9 protein-coding genes are annotated in these 15,812 nt (G+C 74.5%); 3 read left to right on the top strand and 6 right to left on the bottom strand.

The annotated features are described in order from the left end of the window. Positions 1–405: 405 nt before the first annotated feature. Complete coding sequence (locus tag ACFVIU_RS38340; RefSeq protein WP_385848370.1) at positions 406–957, bottom strand: MarR family winged helix-turn-helix transcriptional regulator; 552 nt, start codon at positions 955–957, stop codon at positions 406–408. A 110-nt stretch (positions 958–1,067) separates the two neighbouring features. Here ACFVIU_RS38340 and ACFVIU_RS38335 point away from each other — a divergent pair, with 110 nt between their 5' ends. Further along, positions 1,068–2,357 (top strand): MFS transporter, encoded by a 1,290-nt coding sequence (locus ACFVIU_RS38335; protein WP_385848369.1) that lies wholly within the window; start codon positions 1,068–1,070, stop codon positions 2,355–2,357. A gap of 54 nt (positions 2,358–2,411) precedes the next feature. Here ACFVIU_RS38335 and ACFVIU_RS38330 read toward each other — a convergent pair whose 3' ends face one another. The 3 genes from ACFVIU_RS38330 to ACFVIU_RS38320 form a co-directional block, all read right to left on the bottom strand. Next, positions 2,412–3,227: a class I SAM-dependent methyltransferase gene (locus ACFVIU_RS38330; protein ID WP_385848367.1), complete on the bottom strand. Its 816-nt coding sequence runs from the start codon at positions 3,225–3,227 to the stop codon at positions 2,412–2,414. A gap of 64 nt (positions 3,228–3,291) precedes the next feature. After that, positions 3,292–4,944: a SpoIIE family protein phosphatase gene (locus ACFVIU_RS38325; RefSeq protein WP_385848366.1), complete on the bottom strand. Its 1,653-nt coding sequence runs from the start codon at positions 4,942–4,944 to the stop codon at positions 3,292–3,294. A 130-nt stretch (positions 4,945–5,074) separates the two neighbouring features. Continuing rightward, positions 5,075–6,454 carry an NAD(P)/FAD-dependent oxidoreductase gene (locus ACFVIU_RS38320; RefSeq protein ID WP_385848365.1) on the bottom strand — a complete coding sequence of 460 codons (1,380 nt, stop codon included), beginning with the start codon at positions 6,452–6,454 and terminating at the stop codon, positions 5,075–5,077. 375 nt (positions 6,455–6,829) lie between these two features. Here ACFVIU_RS38320 and ACFVIU_RS38315 point away from each other — a divergent pair, with 375 nt between their 5' ends. Next, on the top strand, positions 6,830–7,570 hold the full coding sequence (locus tag ACFVIU_RS38315) for a TetR/AcrR family transcriptional regulator (protein WP_385848364.1): 741 nt from the start codon (positions 6,830–6,832) through the stop codon (positions 7,568–7,570). Between the two features lie 268 nt (positions 7,571–7,838). Continuing rightward, complete coding sequence (locus ACFVIU_RS38310; RefSeq protein ID WP_385848363.1) at positions 7,839–9,698, top strand: sigma-70 family RNA polymerase sigma factor; 1,860 nt, start codon at positions 7,839–7,841, stop codon at positions 9,696–9,698. Here ACFVIU_RS38310 and ACFVIU_RS38305 read toward each other — a convergent pair. Together ACFVIU_RS38305 and ACFVIU_RS38300 are read right to left on the bottom strand one after the other, a co-directional pair. Continuing rightward, on the bottom strand, positions 9,685–13,059 hold the full coding sequence (locus ACFVIU_RS38305; RefSeq protein ID WP_385848362.1) for a BTAD domain-containing putative transcriptional regulator: 3,375 nt from the start codon (positions 13,057–13,059) through the stop codon (positions 9,685–9,687). The genes ACFVIU_RS38310 and ACFVIU_RS38305 overlap by 14 nt on opposite strands. Before the next feature lie 416 nt (positions 13,060–13,475). After that, the gene (locus ACFVIU_RS38300) at positions 13,476–15,554 is read right to left on the bottom strand and encodes an asparagine synthase-related protein (protein ID WP_385848360.1); all 2,079 of its coding nucleotides are present in this window, start codon (positions 15,552–15,554) and stop codon (positions 13,476–13,478) included. Positions 15,555–15,812: the final 258 nt, after the last annotated feature.

Below are 15,812 nucleotides of genomic sequence, written 5' to 3'. Positions count from 1 at the left end.
AGTTCTCAAGGAACGGTCGCTTCCTTTGTACTCACCCTCTCGGGCTTTCCTCCGGGCGCTTCCCTTCGGTCTTGCGTTTCCGACTCTATCAGATCCTTTCGGCGTCTGATCCCCAGTCAGCGGGGTTTGTCTTCCCGGCCGTTGGGCCGTTCCGACGTCTCAAACCTTAGCGGATCTTCCCGGCGATTCCCAATCGGGCCGCCGAGTCCCTTTTCGAATTGAATTCGGGCACGCCGAATACAACCCCGCTGGGAGATCGTGCTGGTGTTTGAGGGTGCCGCTCGAGGCGGCGGAGGTGCTGTCGAAGAACCGTTACGGCTCCGCGACAACCCGAAGAACTTTACGGATCCGGCAAGGGCGTGTCAAGCAGCCCCTGTCAAGATCTTTTACAAGCGCTCGTCCGGCTCAGTCGAGGTCGCTGAGCCGGCCGCCCGCGTCCGGCTGGGCGTGCTCCACCCGGCGCAGCAGCCGGGTGAGGACCTCGCCGAGCACCTGGCGCTCCACCGGGGTCAGGTCCTGGAGCAGCTCCTCCTCGAAGACGGTGGCCAGGCGCATCGCCTCCAGCCACTTCTCGCGGCCTTCGGGGGTCAGCTCCACGATGACGCGGACCCGGTTGGACTCGTCGCGCTCCCGGGTGACCAGCCCCTCGGTGACCATGCGGTCGATCCGGTGGGTCATCGCGGCCGGGGTGAGGCCGAGCCGCTTGGCGAGGTCGCTGGGGCCCATGCGGTACGGGGCTCCGGAGAGGACGAGCGCCTTGAGGACCTCCCACTCGGCGTTGCTGATGCCGAGGGCGGAGGTCTGGCGGCCGTAGGCGACGTTCATACGGCGGTTGAGCCGGGAGAGCGCCGACACGATCTTCTCGACCTGGGGGTCGAGGTCCTGGAACTCGCGCTGGTAGGCGGCGATCTGCTCTTCGAGCGTCGGCTCTGTGACGTCGGGGGCGGTGTCGGCCATGGCCGCAGTATCGCACGCTGTGCCTTTGCGTTGAAGTCCTTCACTGTGTACTCTTTAGCTTCGAACTTTAGCTTTGAAGTCTTCACTCCTAACTAGTGAGAGAGGTGAACGTGACCAGGGCGATGGGCGCAGCGATGCGCCGGATCCACGTGGGCAACGCACTCAGCGCTTTCGGGCTCGGCTTCACGGTCCCGTACCTGTACGTCTACGTGGCGCAGGTGCGAGGCCTGGGGGCCATGACGGCGGGACTCGTGCTCGCCGTCTTCGCCGTGGCCGCGCTGATCGTGCTGCCGTTCGCCGGCCGGGCGATCGTGCGCCGCGGCCCGCTGCCGGTCCTGCTCGCCGCCCTGGTCACCGCCGCGCTCGGCGCGCTGAGCCTCGGGCTCGCGGGCAACGCCGCGGCCGTCCTGCTGTCGGCCGCCGCGCTCGGTGCCGGGCAGGCCGTGATGCAGCCGGCGCTCGCCACCATGATCGTGGACTGCTCCAGCGCCGACACGCGCTCGCGTGCGTTCGCGATGCAGTTCTTCCTCCAGAACCTGGGCCTCGGGGTCGGCGGCCTCATCGGCGGTCACCTGGTGGACACCACGCGCGTGTCGTCGTTCACCCTGCTGTTCGCGATCGAGGCGGCGATGTTCCTGCTGCTGGTCGGAGTGATGGCGACGGTGCGGATGCCGCACTCGCCGCGGATCGAGGACGCGCCCGCCCGCTCGGCGAAGGGCAGCTGGAAGCAGCTGCTCGGGAACCGGGCGATGGTGCAGCTGTCCGTGCTGGGCTTCGTGCTGTTCTTCGCCTGCTACGGGCAGTTCGAGTCCGGGCTGAGCGCGTACGGCGTGGAGGCCGCCGGGATATCCACCTCCGCGCTGGGGACGGCGCTGGCCGCGAACACGCTGATGATCGTGGTCGCCCAGTTCGCGGTGCTGAAGTTCGTGGAGCGGCGCCGGCGCTCCCGGGTGATCGCCGCGGTCGGGCTGATCTGGGCCGTCGCCTGGCTGGCCGCCGGGTACGCGGGGCTGGGGCACGGCAGCCAGGAGATGGCGACGGCCGCCTTCGTGTCGACGTACGCGCTGTTCGGTCTCGGCGAGGCCATGCTGTCGCCGACGGTCGCTCCGCTGGTCGCCGATCTGGCGCCGGAGGGCATGGCCGGGCAGTACAACTCGGCGTTCGCGCTGGTCAAGCAGCTCGCGCTGGCCGTGGGTCCGGCGGTGGGCGGACCCATGGGGGCCTCGCTGCACGCGCCGTACATCGTGACCTTCCTGCTGTTCTCGCTGGGCATCACCGTCCTGGCGCTGCGGCTGGGCCGCGGGCTCACCGCCGTACAGGACCGGCCGTGGCTGGCGCGCGGGACCCGGGTGGTCACGCGCGGAGGCGCTGCGCCGGAACCGGTGGCCGCACAGGCGTGAGCCGGGCGCGGGCGACGGCCGTCACCTCTGGGTGGCGGCCGTTTCGCGTACCGGTCAGCGGACCGCCGTGACCAGGACCGCCGTGAAGGGCAGGGTCGCCGTGCCGTCGTCGGCCGTGTAGGGGGCCAGCTCGTCGCGGATCAGCCGGGCGGCCCGGGTGAGCGCCTCCTGGCCGCCCGGCTCGGTGATCCGGGTGCTCCAGGAGGTGGCGGACAGATGGCCGCCCACGTAGTCGTCGAGCCGGGGCAGCGTGATGTCGACGGTGATCTGGCGCTGCTCGGTGCTCCGGTAGCCGGCGGTGCCGAGCGCGGTGGTGAGCTGTTCGGCGGTGCAGGCGAAGGCGTGCGCGAAGGTCTTGGCCGCCTCCGGTCCGCCGTACTCCTCGATGGCCCGGCCCAGAGCGCGGAAGTAGGGCTGGTCGTCGAGTGCGGCCCACACGGTGGCGGCGAAGCGGCCCTGGGGGCGGGTGACGCGGGCCGTCTCGGTGAGCGCGGCCGTGAGGTCGGGGAAGAACTGGGCGGCCTGCTGGCAGACCACGGTGTCGAAGGTGGCGTCGGGGTAGGGGAGCCGGTCGGCGGCGGCCACGGCGAACTCGATGTCCGGGTAGAGGCGGGGGTGGCGCTCCCGGGCCACGCTGACCATGCCCTCGTTGATGTCGATGCCGTACACCCGCCCGGCGGGCCCGGTCAGGGCGGCGGCCGCGCGGGCGGCGAAGCCGGTGCCGCAGGCGAGGTCGAGGACGGTGTCCCCGGGGTTGAGGTCCGCGGCGTCCAGGAGTGCGGTCACGAAGGGGGCCATGAGCGGGGCGACGTACGTCTCGTACCGCTCGGGTGCGCTGCCCTTGAGTTGAAAGCCCGGTGCGTCTGCCATAGGTCTGCTCTTAGCACTGGGCGGGCGGTACGGCCAGGTGCCGCGCAGGGGGTGCCATGAGGCGTCAGGGCTTTGCGCCCGGCAGGACGAACTCGCACCACACCGCCTTGCCGCCGCCCGGTGTGCGGCGGCAGCCCCAGCTGGAGGCGATCGTCGCCACGATCGCGATGCCCCGGCCGGACTCGTCGCCGGGTTCGGCGCGGCGGCGTCTGGGCAGGTGGTCGTCGCCGTCGGTGACCTCGACGATGAGGCGGCGGTCGGTGCGGCGCAGCCGGAGCCGCATGGGCGGGGTGCCGTGCTGGAGGCTGTTGGCGACCAGTTCGCTGGTGGCGAGGACGCCGAGGTCGTGCAGCTCCGCGGGGAAGCGCCAGCTGGTGAGGACGCCGGAGGCGAAGGCACGCGCGCGTGGGGCCGCTTCGACGCCGCCGAGGAGTTCCAGGGCGGCGTTGCGGAAGAGGTCGCCGTCGGGGCCCGTACGGGCCGGGTGCTGGAGGACGAGGACGGCCACGTCGTCGTCGTGGTCGGCGGTGACGCCGGCCGAGCGGACCAGGCGGTCGCAGACGACCTGGGGGCTGCCGGTGGCGCCGGAGAGGGCGTCCTCGAGGGCGGCGATGCCCTCGTCCAGGTCCTTGTCGCGGCGCTCGACCAGGCCGTCCGTGTAGAGGACGGCGGTGGCGCCGGGGCCGAGTCCGATGGAGCCGGAGGCGTGGATCCAGCCGCCGGTGCCGAGCGGCGGTCCGGTGGGTTCGTCGGCGCGGGAGACGGTGCCCTGCTCGTCGCGGACCAGGATCGGCAGATGGCCCGCCGACGCGTACACCAGCCGGCCCTCGTTGGGGTCGTGGACGGCGTAGACGCAGGTGGCGATCTGGTTGGGGTCGATCTCGGCGGCCAGGCCGTCGAGCAGCTGGAGGACCTCGTGCGGGGGCAGGTCCAGGCGGGCGTAGGCCCGGACGGCGGTGCGGAGCTGGCCCATGACCGCCGCCGCGCGGACGCCCCGGCCCATGACGTCGCCGATGACCAGGGCGGTGCGGCCGCCGCCGAGGGTGATCACGTCGTACCAGTCGCCGCCGACCGCGGCCTCGGTGCCGCCGGGCTGGTAGGTGGCGGCGATGCGCAGGTCGTCGGGTTGTTCCAGCTCCTGCGGGAGGAGGGAGCGCTGGAGGGTGACGGCGGTCTCGCGCTGGCGGCGCTCGCTGGCGCGCAGCCGTTCGGCGGCCTCGGCGTGGTCGGTGACGTCGGTGGCGAAGACGAGCACGCCGCCGTCGTGGTCGCCGTCCTCGGCGACGGGGGTGCAGGTGAAGGTGTACGAGCGGCCGTCGACGGCCTTGCGGGACTTCAGGGTGCGGGGCTTGGCGCTGCGCAGCACCTGGTCGAGGAGCGGGAGCAGGCCCAGCTCGGCCAGCTCCGGGAGCGCCTCGCGCGCGGGTGCACCGGTGGGTCTCGCGCCGAAGGCCGCCGTGTAGGCGTCGTTGACGTAGGCGATGCGGTGGTCGGGGCCGTGGACCAGGGCGACGAGGGCCGGGACGCGGTCGAGGACGTCGCGGGCGGGCAGTTCGTCGACGGCGGGCACCGGGGCCGGCTCGTCGGTGGGCTGTTCGGCGCGGGCCGCGGGCACCGAGCCTTCTCCCCGCCGGTCCGGGGAGACCTGGGTCTCGGTCCGTGCCGCTGCGCGGCGCTGCGTTCCGGGGAGGCGGGCGCTCCAGCGCGTGAAGTTCACTTGGGAAGAAGCCTCGTGGGTGCTGTGGGCGGGCGGGTGCCCGTCCGCGGACGTGGGGCAGTCTGGCAGGGGGTGGGCCGCGGCGACATCCGTCAGACGCCGGAGCGGGCCGTGGAGTTCCTGAAGTCCGTCAGGACGACCCCTTCGGGTCGTCCGAGGGGCTGTGAGGAGGCTTTCCACCGGCAGCGAGTTCGAACTCCGCTCGCGGATGTTCGAGTGAACCGAGCGAGACGATCTCCCGTTTGAAGAGCCCGGCGAGGGTCCATTCGGCGAGGACGCGGGCCTTGCGGTTGACCGTGGGCACCCGGCTGAGGTGGTAGAGGCGGTGCATGAACCAGGCAGGGTAGCCCTTCAGCCGGCGCCCGTAGACCTGGGCGACGCCCTGGTGGAAGCCGAGGGAGGCGACGGAACCGGCGTACGCGTGCGCGTACGTCTCCAGGGGCTCGCCGCGCAGGGCGTGCGCGAGGTTGTCGCCGAGGGTGCGGGCCTGGCGCAGGGCGTGCTGGGCGTTGGGGGCGGTCAGGGCGCCGGGTTCGGCGGCGGTGACGTCGGGTACGGCCGCGGCGTCGCCGGCGCCCCAGGCGTGTGCGGCGCCGTCCACGGTCAGCTGGGCGGTGCACTTGAGCCGGCCGCGCTCGGTGAGCGGGAGGTCGGTGGCCGCGAGCAGCGGGTGCGGCTTGACGCCGGCGGTCCAGACGACCGTACGGGTCGGGAAGCGCTGGCCGTCGCTGAGGACGGCGACGCGCCCGGTGCAGGACTCCAGGCGGGTGCCGAGCAGCACCTGGATGTTGCGGCGGCGCAGCTGGGTGACGGTGTAGCGGCCCAGCTCCGCGCCGACCTCGGGCAGGATCCGGTCGCTGGCCTCCACGAGGATCCACTTCATGTCCTCGGGGCGGAGGTTGTGGTAGTAGCGCGCGGTGTAGCGGGCCATGTCCTCGAGTTCGGCGAGCGCCTCGACGCCGGCGAAGCCGCCGCCGACGAAGACGAAGGTGAGGGCGGCGTCGCGGATCGCGGGGTCGCGGGTGGAGGAGGCGATGTCCATCTGCTCGATGACGTGGTTGCGCAGTCCGATGGCCTCTTCGACGGTCTTGAAGCCGATGCCGTGCTCGGCGAGGCCGGGGATCGGCAGGGTGCGGGAGACCGAGCCGGGGGCGAGGACGAGTTCGTCGTAGCCGACGAGTTCGGCGGGGCGGCCCTCCTCGGCGGTGGCGAGCGTGCTGACGGTGGCGGTGCGGACCGCGTGGTCGATGGCGGTCACCTCGCCGATGACGACATGGCAGTGGTCCAGGACGCGGCGCAGCGGTACGACGACATGCCGAGGGGAGATCGAACCCGCGGCCGCCTCGGGCAGGAACGGCTGGTACGTCATGTACGGGTCAGGGGTGACGACGGTGATCTCGACGTCACCCCGCCTGAGCTCGGTCTTCAGCTTCCGCTGGAGCCGCAGTGCCGTGTACGTCCCGACGTAGCCGCCGCCGACAACCAGAATGCGCGCCCGTTCCTTCACCATCCCATGACGCACCCGGCGCAGTTGTTTGTCCACAGGCCCGGCAATTTGTGTGACTGGCGGGCGGGTGTGCGCAGGGCCGGGCGCGCGGCGGGGGCGGGGAGAAACGGGGCAGGTCAGCGGGGGCGGGCGGGAGGGCGCGAAGGGGTGGAATGGGGACGTACCTGGCCCGTACTCCGATCGAGGGGCGCACTGTGCGGAACCTGCCCCTTCTGAATTGACGGTCTCTCAACTATGTTCGTGTGTCGACGGGGTGTAGGGAATGTGGTCGAACCGGTCCGTGACGGGTGGATCCCGGTCGGGATGGACGCCGGTTCCGCGCACTCCGGGTTCAGGCGGGGAGTCTCCGGGGGGAGACGTCATGACCGGGGGAAACACATGCATGTTCAGGACACGCATTGGACGTCCGCAGCCACCGCTGTCGCCATCGGCGGCGGTGCCGGGACGATGAGTGCCGCAGGGGGCAACGGACGCGCGGACGGGGCGCGGACGGCGCCGCTGCGGGTGGACGCACAGCGCAATCTGGAGCACGTGCTGCGTGCGGCGCGTGAGGTGTTCGGCGAGCTGGGGTACGGCGCGCCGATGGAGGACGTGGCGCGGCGCGCCCGGGTGGGTGTCGGCACGGTGTACCGGCGCTTTCCCAGCAAGGACGTGCTGGTACGGCGGATAGCCGAGGAGGAGACGGCCCGGCTGACCGAGCAGGCCCGGGCGGCGCTCGGGCAGGAGGACGAGCCGTGGTCGGCGCTGTCGCGCTTCCTGCGGACGTCCGTGGCATCGGGCGCCGGGCGGTTGCTGCCGCCGCAGGTGCTGGTGGGCTCCGCGGTGGGCTCGGGCGAGGAGGCCCGGGTGCCTCAGCAGCGGTCGCAGCCGGACAGCGGTGCGGTGCGGCTGGGTCCGGGGGCCGACGAGGCCGGGGCCGGGGCGCTGCTGGAGGTCGTGGGCCAGCTGGTGGAGCGGGCCCGGGCGGCCGGTGAGCTGCGGACCGATGTGTCCGTGTCCGATGTGCTGCTGGTGATCGCCACGGCGGCGCCCTCGCTGCCGGACGCGGCACAGCAGGCGGCGGCGTCCGGGCGGCTGCTGGACATCCTGCTGGAGGGCCTGCGCTCGCGCCCGGCGTGACGGCGGCGGCCGGCGGTGCCACCGCCCGCCCCGGCCTCGCCGTCGGCGGCTGACGTCGGCTTCCGCCCGTACCACCGGCCGGCTTCCTCGGCCGGGGTGCGGGCGGGCCCTCGGATGATGCCCTCGTTCGAGTGATGTTCGGGGTGGTGCGGTGACAAGTGCGCTCGGATGAGTGGATGCGGTGCCGACGGCCCCTTGGCCGAAAGCCCCATGTGGCACCCTGAGCCGGGTAGGGGTTGGGCTGGGCCGGTGTCGGGGGCTTTCCGCGATGAGCGCTGACGGTTGGGACGGGTCACGCGGTGACGACGGCGACGCACAGCCGGTCGGGCCGACTGCGCCCAAGGTGCCGGTTCAGGGCGGCCGCACCGGCGAGAGTGTGCCCGCCCAGCGCGAGGGAAGCGTGCTGCCGCCGCCACGCGAGATGCCGCCCGCCGACGGCGAGCTGATCGAACGGATGCGCGGCGGCGACGACTCCGCCTACGCGGAGCTGTACCGCCGGCACGCCGACGCCGTACGGCGTTACGCGCGCACCTGCTGCCGGGACGGACACACCGCCGACGACCTCACGGCCGAGGTCTTCGCGCGGATGTTGCAGGCCGTGCGCGGCGGCGCCGGCCCCGAGCACGCCGTACGCGCCTATCTGCTGACGTCGGTACGGCGGGTCGCCGCGCACTGGACCAGGTCGGCGCGGCGCGAGCAGCTCGTCGACGACTTCGCCGTGTTCGCCCAGCAGTCCGCGCGCTCCGCCGAGACCGCCGACGACGACACCCTGGAGCTGGGCGCCGATGTCCGCGCCCTGCACGAGGCCGAGCAGTCCATGGCCATGCAGGCCTTCCGCTCGCTGCCCGAACGCTGGCAGGCCGTGCTGTGGCACACCGAGGTCGAGGACGAGTCGCCGAGCGAGGTGGCCGTGCTGTTCGGGCTGGACGCCAACGGCACGCGCGTGCTCGCCAGCCGCGCCCGCGAGGGCCTGAAGCAGGCCTATCTCCAGGCCCATGTCAGCGCCGCCCTCACCGGGGACGAGGAGTGCGCCCGCTACGCCGACCAGCTCGGCACCTACGCCCGCCGCAAACTGCGTATCCGCGCCGAGCGGGGCCTGCGCAAGCACCTGGAGGAGTGCGCCCGGTGCCGGCTCGCGGCCGCGCAGATCGAAGAGGTCGCGAGCGGTATCCCCGGTGTCGTCCCGGTCGCGGTCATCGGCTGGTTCGGGGCCGCCGGATACGCCAAGGCCCTCGGGATCGTGGTCGGCAGCGCCGGGGCGGGTGCGGCGGGTGCCGCCGCAGCGGCCGGCGGATCGTCCGGCGGGGCGGGCGGCGCGGGCGGTGCCGCGGTCTCCGAGGGGCTCGGCGCGCCGGTGAAGGCGGGGATCGCGGCCGGGGTGGTCGCGGTGGCCGCCGCCGCGGTGGCGCTCGCCCTGGTGAACGACAGCCATCCGCCGAAGGCGATCGCCAAGCCCTCGCCGCCCGCACCGATCGTGCGGCCCACGACACCCACCCCCACACCCCCGCCGGCGAAGCCCACGCCGGAACCGGTGGCCCTGCCCGCCGAGCCCACACCCACACCGTCCCGCACGCCCACGCCCACTCCCCCTCCCACGCCGCCCCGGCCCCCGGCGCCGAAGCCCGCGCCCCCGAAACCCCGCCCGACGCCCACACCGACCCCGACGCCCACCCCCACGCCACCGCCGGCACCCGTCGTCTACGAGGTGAGCGACCTGAACTACGACGCCACCGGCGACGGCACCCGGCCCGAGATCGTGCTGGGCGAGAGCAGCTGGGTGTGGCAGCGCTACGGCCTGTCGATCGACGGCACCCGGTACGCGCGCGGGGCCACCGTGCACGGCGATTCCTCCGTGACCATCGCCCTCAACCGGCAGTGCACCGCCTATGACGCGCTGGCCGGCATCGACGACATGACCCTCGGCCTCGGCAAGGTCTCCTTCTCGGTCTGGGCCGACGGGGTGCGGCTGTGGCGGTCCGGCACGGTCAAGGGCCACGACCGGGCCGTACCCGTCCATGTGGACCTCACCGGGCGCAGGACCGTACGCCTGGTGACCGAACCGCACGGCAACCTCATCGACGCGGTGGCGGTGGCGGACTGGGCGCAGTCCCGGTTCACCTGCCGGTAGCGGGCGTCCCGGTGGCGTCGGCGGACGGTGTCCCCGCGCGCAGCTCGCGCAGCACGTCCGCCACGTCGAAGCCGGCACCCCGGGCCCGCTCGGCCTCGTACCGGCCGGCCGGCAGCACCGCGCGGGCGTCGGCGAACACCCGCCGTGCCCGGCCGCGCTCCGGCTCGGGCCGGGGCCGGCCGGCCCGCCAGCGGTCCGAGGCCTCGTACAGCCGGAGCGCGCCCGGCAGATCGCCGAGCCGGGCCAGCAGCCAGGCCCCGGTGTCCACGAGCCCTCCGGTGATCGACTCGGCGCACCGCTGCTCCACCGCCTGGTCCAGCGCGTCGGCGAGGATCGGCAGGGCGTGTTCCGGGCCGCGCTCCTCGGCCACCAGCAGCGCCTCGACCGTCCGCAGGAAGGCCGTGAACTGCGGCGGTGCGGTGATGCCGCCGCCGACCAGCGCGCGGGTCGCCTCGTACAGCTCGCGGGCGCGGGCGGTGTCCCCGTCGTCCAGGGCGATGGAGGCGCGCAGCAGCAGGACGAAGGAGCGGGCCTCCGCCACTCCGTACTGCTCGGCGGCCGTGTTCGCCTCGTCCAGGGCGGCGAGCGCCGCCTCGCGGTCGCCGGAGCGGTGGGCGATCTCGGCGAGCCGCGCCAGCAGGAACGGGGACTCGGCGTACGCGCCGACCTCGTAGGCGAGCCGGAGCCCTTCCTCGTACTCACCGCGTGCCTCCGCGAAGCGGCCGCGGGCCATGGCCGCCTCGCCGGCCGCGCTGCACACCTGGGCGCGCATCCAGCGGTCCCCGACCCGCCGGCTGAGCTCGCGCAGCTCGGCCAGGTCCTCGTCCACGCCCGCCAGATTGCCCGGGGAGTCCACGACCACATGGGTGCGGTACATCAGGGCGACGCCGATCTCCCAGTCGCCGCCGTGGGCACGGCAGTTGGCGACGGCCGCGGCCATGTCGGGGCCGGTTTCCACGGTGCCGGCCAGGTGGTAGGCGGTCAGCGGCCAGATGATGCCGGGGAGCCGGGCGGCCTGCGGGCCGCCGTGCTCGTAGGCGGCGCGGACCCGGGCGACGTACGCCCGGGCGCGCTCGTCGGCGGCGAGGCTCTCCTCGTCGGACTCGAAGCTGAGGAACAGATCGAGCATCCGCAGGTCCATGCGCGCTTCGTGCCGGGGATGCCGCTCCTCCGCGCCCTGGGGGGTGGCGAGCAGGGCGCCCACCGGGTCGGCCGACTCCACCAGTGCGCTCAGTTCCCCCTCGGAGGTCCGGCCCGCCGGGGTGCCCCGGGCCTCCAGGGTGTCCAGGGCCACGCCCAGGCGCAGCACCAGACGCACCCAGGACAGCGCCTCCCGGCGGTAGTTGCGCAGCCACCAGAACCAGCCCATGGCCACGACGATGGCGGCCGCCTGCGCCTCGTCACCGGCGCGCACGGCCCGGTCGACGGCCGCCCGGATGTTGTCCAGCTCGGCCTCCAGGCGGGAGATCCAGGGCAGCTGGTCCGCGGAGCGCAGCCGCGGCTCGGCCTCCTCGACCAGGGCGCGCACCCACGCGCGGTGCCGAAGCTCCGCGGCGGCGCGCAGTCCGGGGATCTCGGCGGCGCGCTCGTCGGCGTACTCGTGGATGGTCTCCAGCAGGCGGTAGCGCATGCCGTCCGGCCGGCCGGTGCCGGGGCCGTCGGGGCCGTAGGGGGCGGCCACGACGAGGGACTTGTCCACGAGGGCGCCGATCAGGTCGGCCGCCGGGCCGGTGCACACGGCCTCGGCGGCCGCCAGGTCGAAGCCGCCGGCGAACACGGAGATCTCGCGCAGCATGGTGCGTTCGCGTTCGTCCAGCAGGTCCCAGGACCAGTCGACCACCGCGCGCAGGGTCTGCTGGCGGGGCAGGACCGTGCGGCTGCCGGAGGTGAGCAGGCGGAAGCGGTCGTCGAGCCGGTCGGCGATCTGCCGTGGGGTCAGCAGCCGGAGCCGGGCCGCGGCCAGCTCGATGGCGAGCGGCAGCCCGTCCAGGCGGCGGCAGATCTCCGCGACGGCCTCGGTGTCGGCGAGCACCGCGTCGGCGTCGGGACGGACGGCCCGCGCGCGCTCGGCGAACAGCCGGTGCGCCTGCTCCGGGACAAGGGGCTCGACCGGGCGCACCGACTCACCGGGGACGCCCAGGGGTTCACGGCTGGTCGCGAGGATCGTGAGCCCGGGGCAGTGGGTGAGGAGGGTCTCGGCGAGGGCGGCGGCCGCGCCGATGACATGCTCGCAGTTGTCAAGGATCAGGAGCTGGCTGCGCGCGGCGCAGTGCTCGATCAGCAGGGCGACGGGGTCGTCCTGCGGGGCTGCCAGGTCGGTGCTCAGCAGCACGGTCTCGCGCAGACCGAGCGCGCTGACCACCGCGCCGGGCACCGCCTCCGGGTGGTCGAGCGGGGCCAGCTCGACCAGCCATGCCGGGGTCAGGGTGGCGGCGGCCTCCTCGGCGAGGCGGGTCTTTCCGGAGCCGCCCGGTCCGGTGAGGGTGACCAGGCGGGCCCTGTGCACATCCGAACGAATGGCCTCCAGCTCCGGTTCCCGCCCCACGAAAGAGGTAAGCCGGGGACGCAGGTTGCCGGTGCGCTCGGGCGGCCGGGCGGGGGCCGGCGCCTTCGCCGCCGGCCGCGGAGTCTCGGGGACCGGCTCCTCCTGCTTCAGCAACGACGCGTGCAGCGCCCTGAGTTCCGGGCCCGGGTCGGTGCCGAGGGAGTCGGCGAGGGTGCGGCGGACGGACTCGTAGACGGCCAGCGCGTCGGCGGGCCGGGCGGTGTCCCGCAGGGCGCGGATGAGGAGGGCGTGCAGCGGCTCGTCGTAGGGGTGCGCGGCGGTCAGTTCGGTCAGTTCCGGTACGACGTCCTGGGCGCGGCCGAGGTCGAGCGCGGCGGCGGCGCGGGCGCGGACCGCCTCCGCGCGGAGGGCTTCGGGGCGGGCGGCGGCGGTGCGGTCGGGGAGGTCGGCGAGGGCCGGGCCGTGCCAGAGCGCGAGGGCCTCGGTGAGCGCGCGGTGGGCGGTTGCCGGGTCGCCGTCTGCGAGGGCTCTGGTGCCGGTGTGGGCGAGGCGTTCGAAGACGTACAGGTCGATGTCGTCCTCGGTGGCCTCCAGGCGGTAGCCGCCCGGGGCGGAGGTGACGGTGTGCCGGCCGAGGGCGCGGCGCAGGCGGCCGACGAGGGCCTGGAGGGCGGCGGGGGCGTCCTGCGGCGGATCGGCCGGCCAGACCTCGTCGATGAGGGTTTCGGCGGTCGCGGTGCGGCCGGGACGCAGGGCGAGCGCGGTGAGCAGCGCGCGGAGGCGTGGGCCACCCACGGGTATGAGGGCGCCTTGCTCGTCCACTGCCTGGGTCACGCCCAGGATTCCGTACCGCACCCGATCATTGTGGCCCGCGCGGCCCGGGGGCACGGGGGTGTGCGGGGCCGCGGGGGCCGTTCCGGGGGCAGGGGGACCGGGCGGGTCGGCGGGGGTCGGCCGGTACGGAGGGGCAGTGCCGGTCCGCAGGGAATGTGCGGGTCCGCGGGGAGCGGGGGGTCCGCGGGACATTGCGGCTACGCAGGGACCACGCCGGAACGGGGGAACTGCGCGGGTCCACGGGGACGGTGCGGGTCCACGGGAACCGCACCGGAACACCGGGGGCCAGGCCGGAACACAGGGGCCACGCCGATCCTCGGGAACCCCGCCGGAACACGGGGACCGCCGCGGCCAGTCCGCAGGAACCGCACCGGAACACCGCACCCGCCCCGGTCCGCAACTTCGCCGCGATGGGCGGGCCCCCGGGCTCGGCTGCACTAACCTCCCGGCGCCAGAACCCCCCTGCGCCGCTGGATTCCCGACGGAACCGCCCGCGCTCGGGACGGCGTGCCCGTCCAGCAGGTGCCGCGGCGGGCGAGGAGGCGGCGGAGCCAGAGTTCGAGGGAGACGAGGTCGGCCAGGCCGTCCAGGGGGAGGGGTTCGCCGGCGGCCGCCGCGCGGACGGCCTTGCGGACGACGCGGGCCTCGACCAGGCCCGCGTCGGCGAGCAGCGGGGTGGCGAACAGGTCCAGCAGGGGGTCGGCGGACACGCGCAGGCCCGCGCGCGCGGCCGCCGCCGACGAGGCGTGGGAGGGGGCGCCCCAGCCGGGCGGGAGGTCGGTGACGCCGGCGCCCTCCAGGACCGTACGCAGGACGGCGGCCCGGGCGCCGGGCTGGACGCGCAGCGACTCGGGCAGGGCGCGGCAGGCCCGGACGACCTGGTTGTCGAGGAAGGGCGCGTGCAGGCGCTGGGAGCGGATCTCGGCGGCCTGTTCCAGGATGCGCAGGTCGGCGGCGTACCGGGCGAGCGCCGCACGCGCGCGGTGGTCACCGGGGCGGCGGTCGGGGCCCGCGGCGGAGCCCTCCGCCGCCGCCTGGAGCAGAACCGATACTTCAGCCAGTGCCTCCCCCGTCAGCCAGCGGGCCGCCGGCCCGGGTCTGGCCCAGGTCAGCGCGGCGAGGGACGCGCCGACCGCCCCCTTGGGCTCGTCGAAGCGGCGCCGCATCAGCCGCTCGGCCAGGAACTCCAGGCCCGCGCGGTAGGGCGTACGGGCCAGCCGGCGGGCCGCGCCGTACACGCGCGCGGGAACCATCACCGAGCCGTCGGCGCGGGTGAGTGCGGCGACCGGCCGGACCAGATCGCGCCGTCTGCGGTCCATCAGCAGGTCGGCGAGCCGGGCGGGGTGGGCGTCCAGGACCTGGCGGGCGCCATGGCCGATGAAGTGGTCGGCGCTGCCCGCGGCGAACCGGGCCCGGTGCCGGGCGGCCTGCACCAGCGAGGGGCCCGGTTCGTCGGTGAGCGGGCCGTCCAGGTCGGCGTACGGCAGGCTCTCCTCGCCGCCGGTGACCACCACGTGGTGCAGGCGGGGGCCCGCGGCGAGGGCGCCGGCGCGTTCCAGTTCGGCCTCGCGGCCGCTCACGGCGAGGTCGTTGAAGGTGACGGCGAGAAGGCGTTCGCCTGCGCCGGTGCCCTGCCCGACGAGCATGCCGGGTCTGCCGGGAAGGCCCGCGGCGAGCAGGGCGAGGGTGCCGGAGGCCGGTCCGCCGGACAGGTCGGCGCCGATGCCGGGTACCGGCATGCCCCGCCGGGCGCGCCGCTCGGCGGGCCCCATGCCGGGCACCGGGCCGGGGTCCAGGTCGGGCACGTGCCGGGGCGCGGCCAGCCGGGTGCGGACGGCCTCCACGAGGGCGTCCCGTACGGCGTCCACCGCGCGGTCGGGGTCGGCCGGGGGCGCGGCCACGGCGAGCGAGGCGACCGGCTCGTACCCGGTGATCTCGCGCACCCCGGCGCGCAGCACCAGCGCATGCCCCGGCGGAACGCGGCGTACGCCCTCGTACGGGGTGGTGTCGCGCAGCGCGGCGGGTACATCGGGGGCGGCGAGCAGCGCGGCCAGATGACCGAAGTCGAGGTTGGCCTCCACGAGGTCGGCGAGGGGCAGCGCGGCGGTGGCGTAGGCCGTACCGCCCGCCCAGGGGGTGTGGAACACCGGGCGCGCCCCCGCGAGGTCGCCGCAGACGGTGATGCGGCGGCCCACCCGGACGACGGCCGTGTAACTGCCGGGCCAGCAGGTCAGATGGCGCAGTGCGCCCCCGCGCGCGGTGAACAGCGCCCGCCGCAGCTCCTCGTCCGAGGCGCCGCAGATGCCGAGGACGGCGATCCGGTTGTCCGCGTCGGCCTGCACCACCCGCACCTCGTCCGGGCGCCAGTCGCCGACGGCCCACAGCGGATCCGGGTCGCCCCACAGGAGTTGGGAGCCGACCGGGTGCAGGGTCTCGCCGTCGTAGCCGAGGGCGCCCGCGGAGCCGGTCCCGGCGACGCCCGGGGCGGTGCTGCTCCAACCCACCAACCACCGCATCGACGCCTCCACAGCCTGTGGACAACCCCTGCACCGTACGAACAGGACCCCATGCTGCCACGAAGGGCGTGCCGTGGAGGGGCGGTGACACCGCCTCACGTGCACCACGGCAAGGGAAGTTGACGCCCGCGCGGTGCGGACCCGAAGTGGAGGCACCCGGCGGGGCGATACGAACGCGCCCCCTATACGCTCCCCCAGAACGCCCCGTGCGCCCTCAAGTTGCGTGGTGAGAGGCGTGTACGACCATGGAGCACCAGG

Origin of the sequence: Streptomyces sp. NPDC127190 (assembly GCF_042672505.1) — a bacterium.
Taxonomy (GTDB): Bacteria; Actinomycetota; Actinomycetes; order Streptomycetales; family Streptomycetaceae; genus Streptomyces.
The sequence above is the reverse complement of the archived record's forward strand: the minus strand, read 5'-3'. Positions and strand labels throughout refer to the sequence as shown.

Coding starts and splice junctions, on each gene's coding strand:
- ACFVIU_RS38340 (WP_385848370.1), bottom strand. CDS start 957: ATGGCCGACACCGCCCCCGACGTCACAGAGCCGACGCTCGAAGAGCAG.
- ACFVIU_RS38330 (WP_385848367.1), bottom strand. CDS start 3,227: ATGGCAGACGCACCGGGCTTTCAACTCAAGGGCAGCGCACCCGAGCGG.
- ACFVIU_RS38320 (WP_385848365.1), bottom strand. CDS start 6,454: ATGGTGAAGGAACGGGCGCGCATTCTGGTTGTCGGCGGCGGCTACGTC.
- ACFVIU_RS38315 (WP_385848364.1), top strand. CDS start 6,830: ATGCATGTTCAGGACACGCATTGGACGTCCGCAGCCACCGCTGTCGCC.
- ACFVIU_RS38310 (WP_385848363.1), top strand. CDS start 7,839: ATGAGCGCTGACGGTTGGGACGGGTCACGCGGTGACGACGGCGACGCA.
- ACFVIU_RS38300 (WP_385848360.1), bottom strand. CDS start 15,554: ATGCGGTGGTTGGTGGGTTGGAGCAGCACCGCCCCGGGCGTCGCCGGG.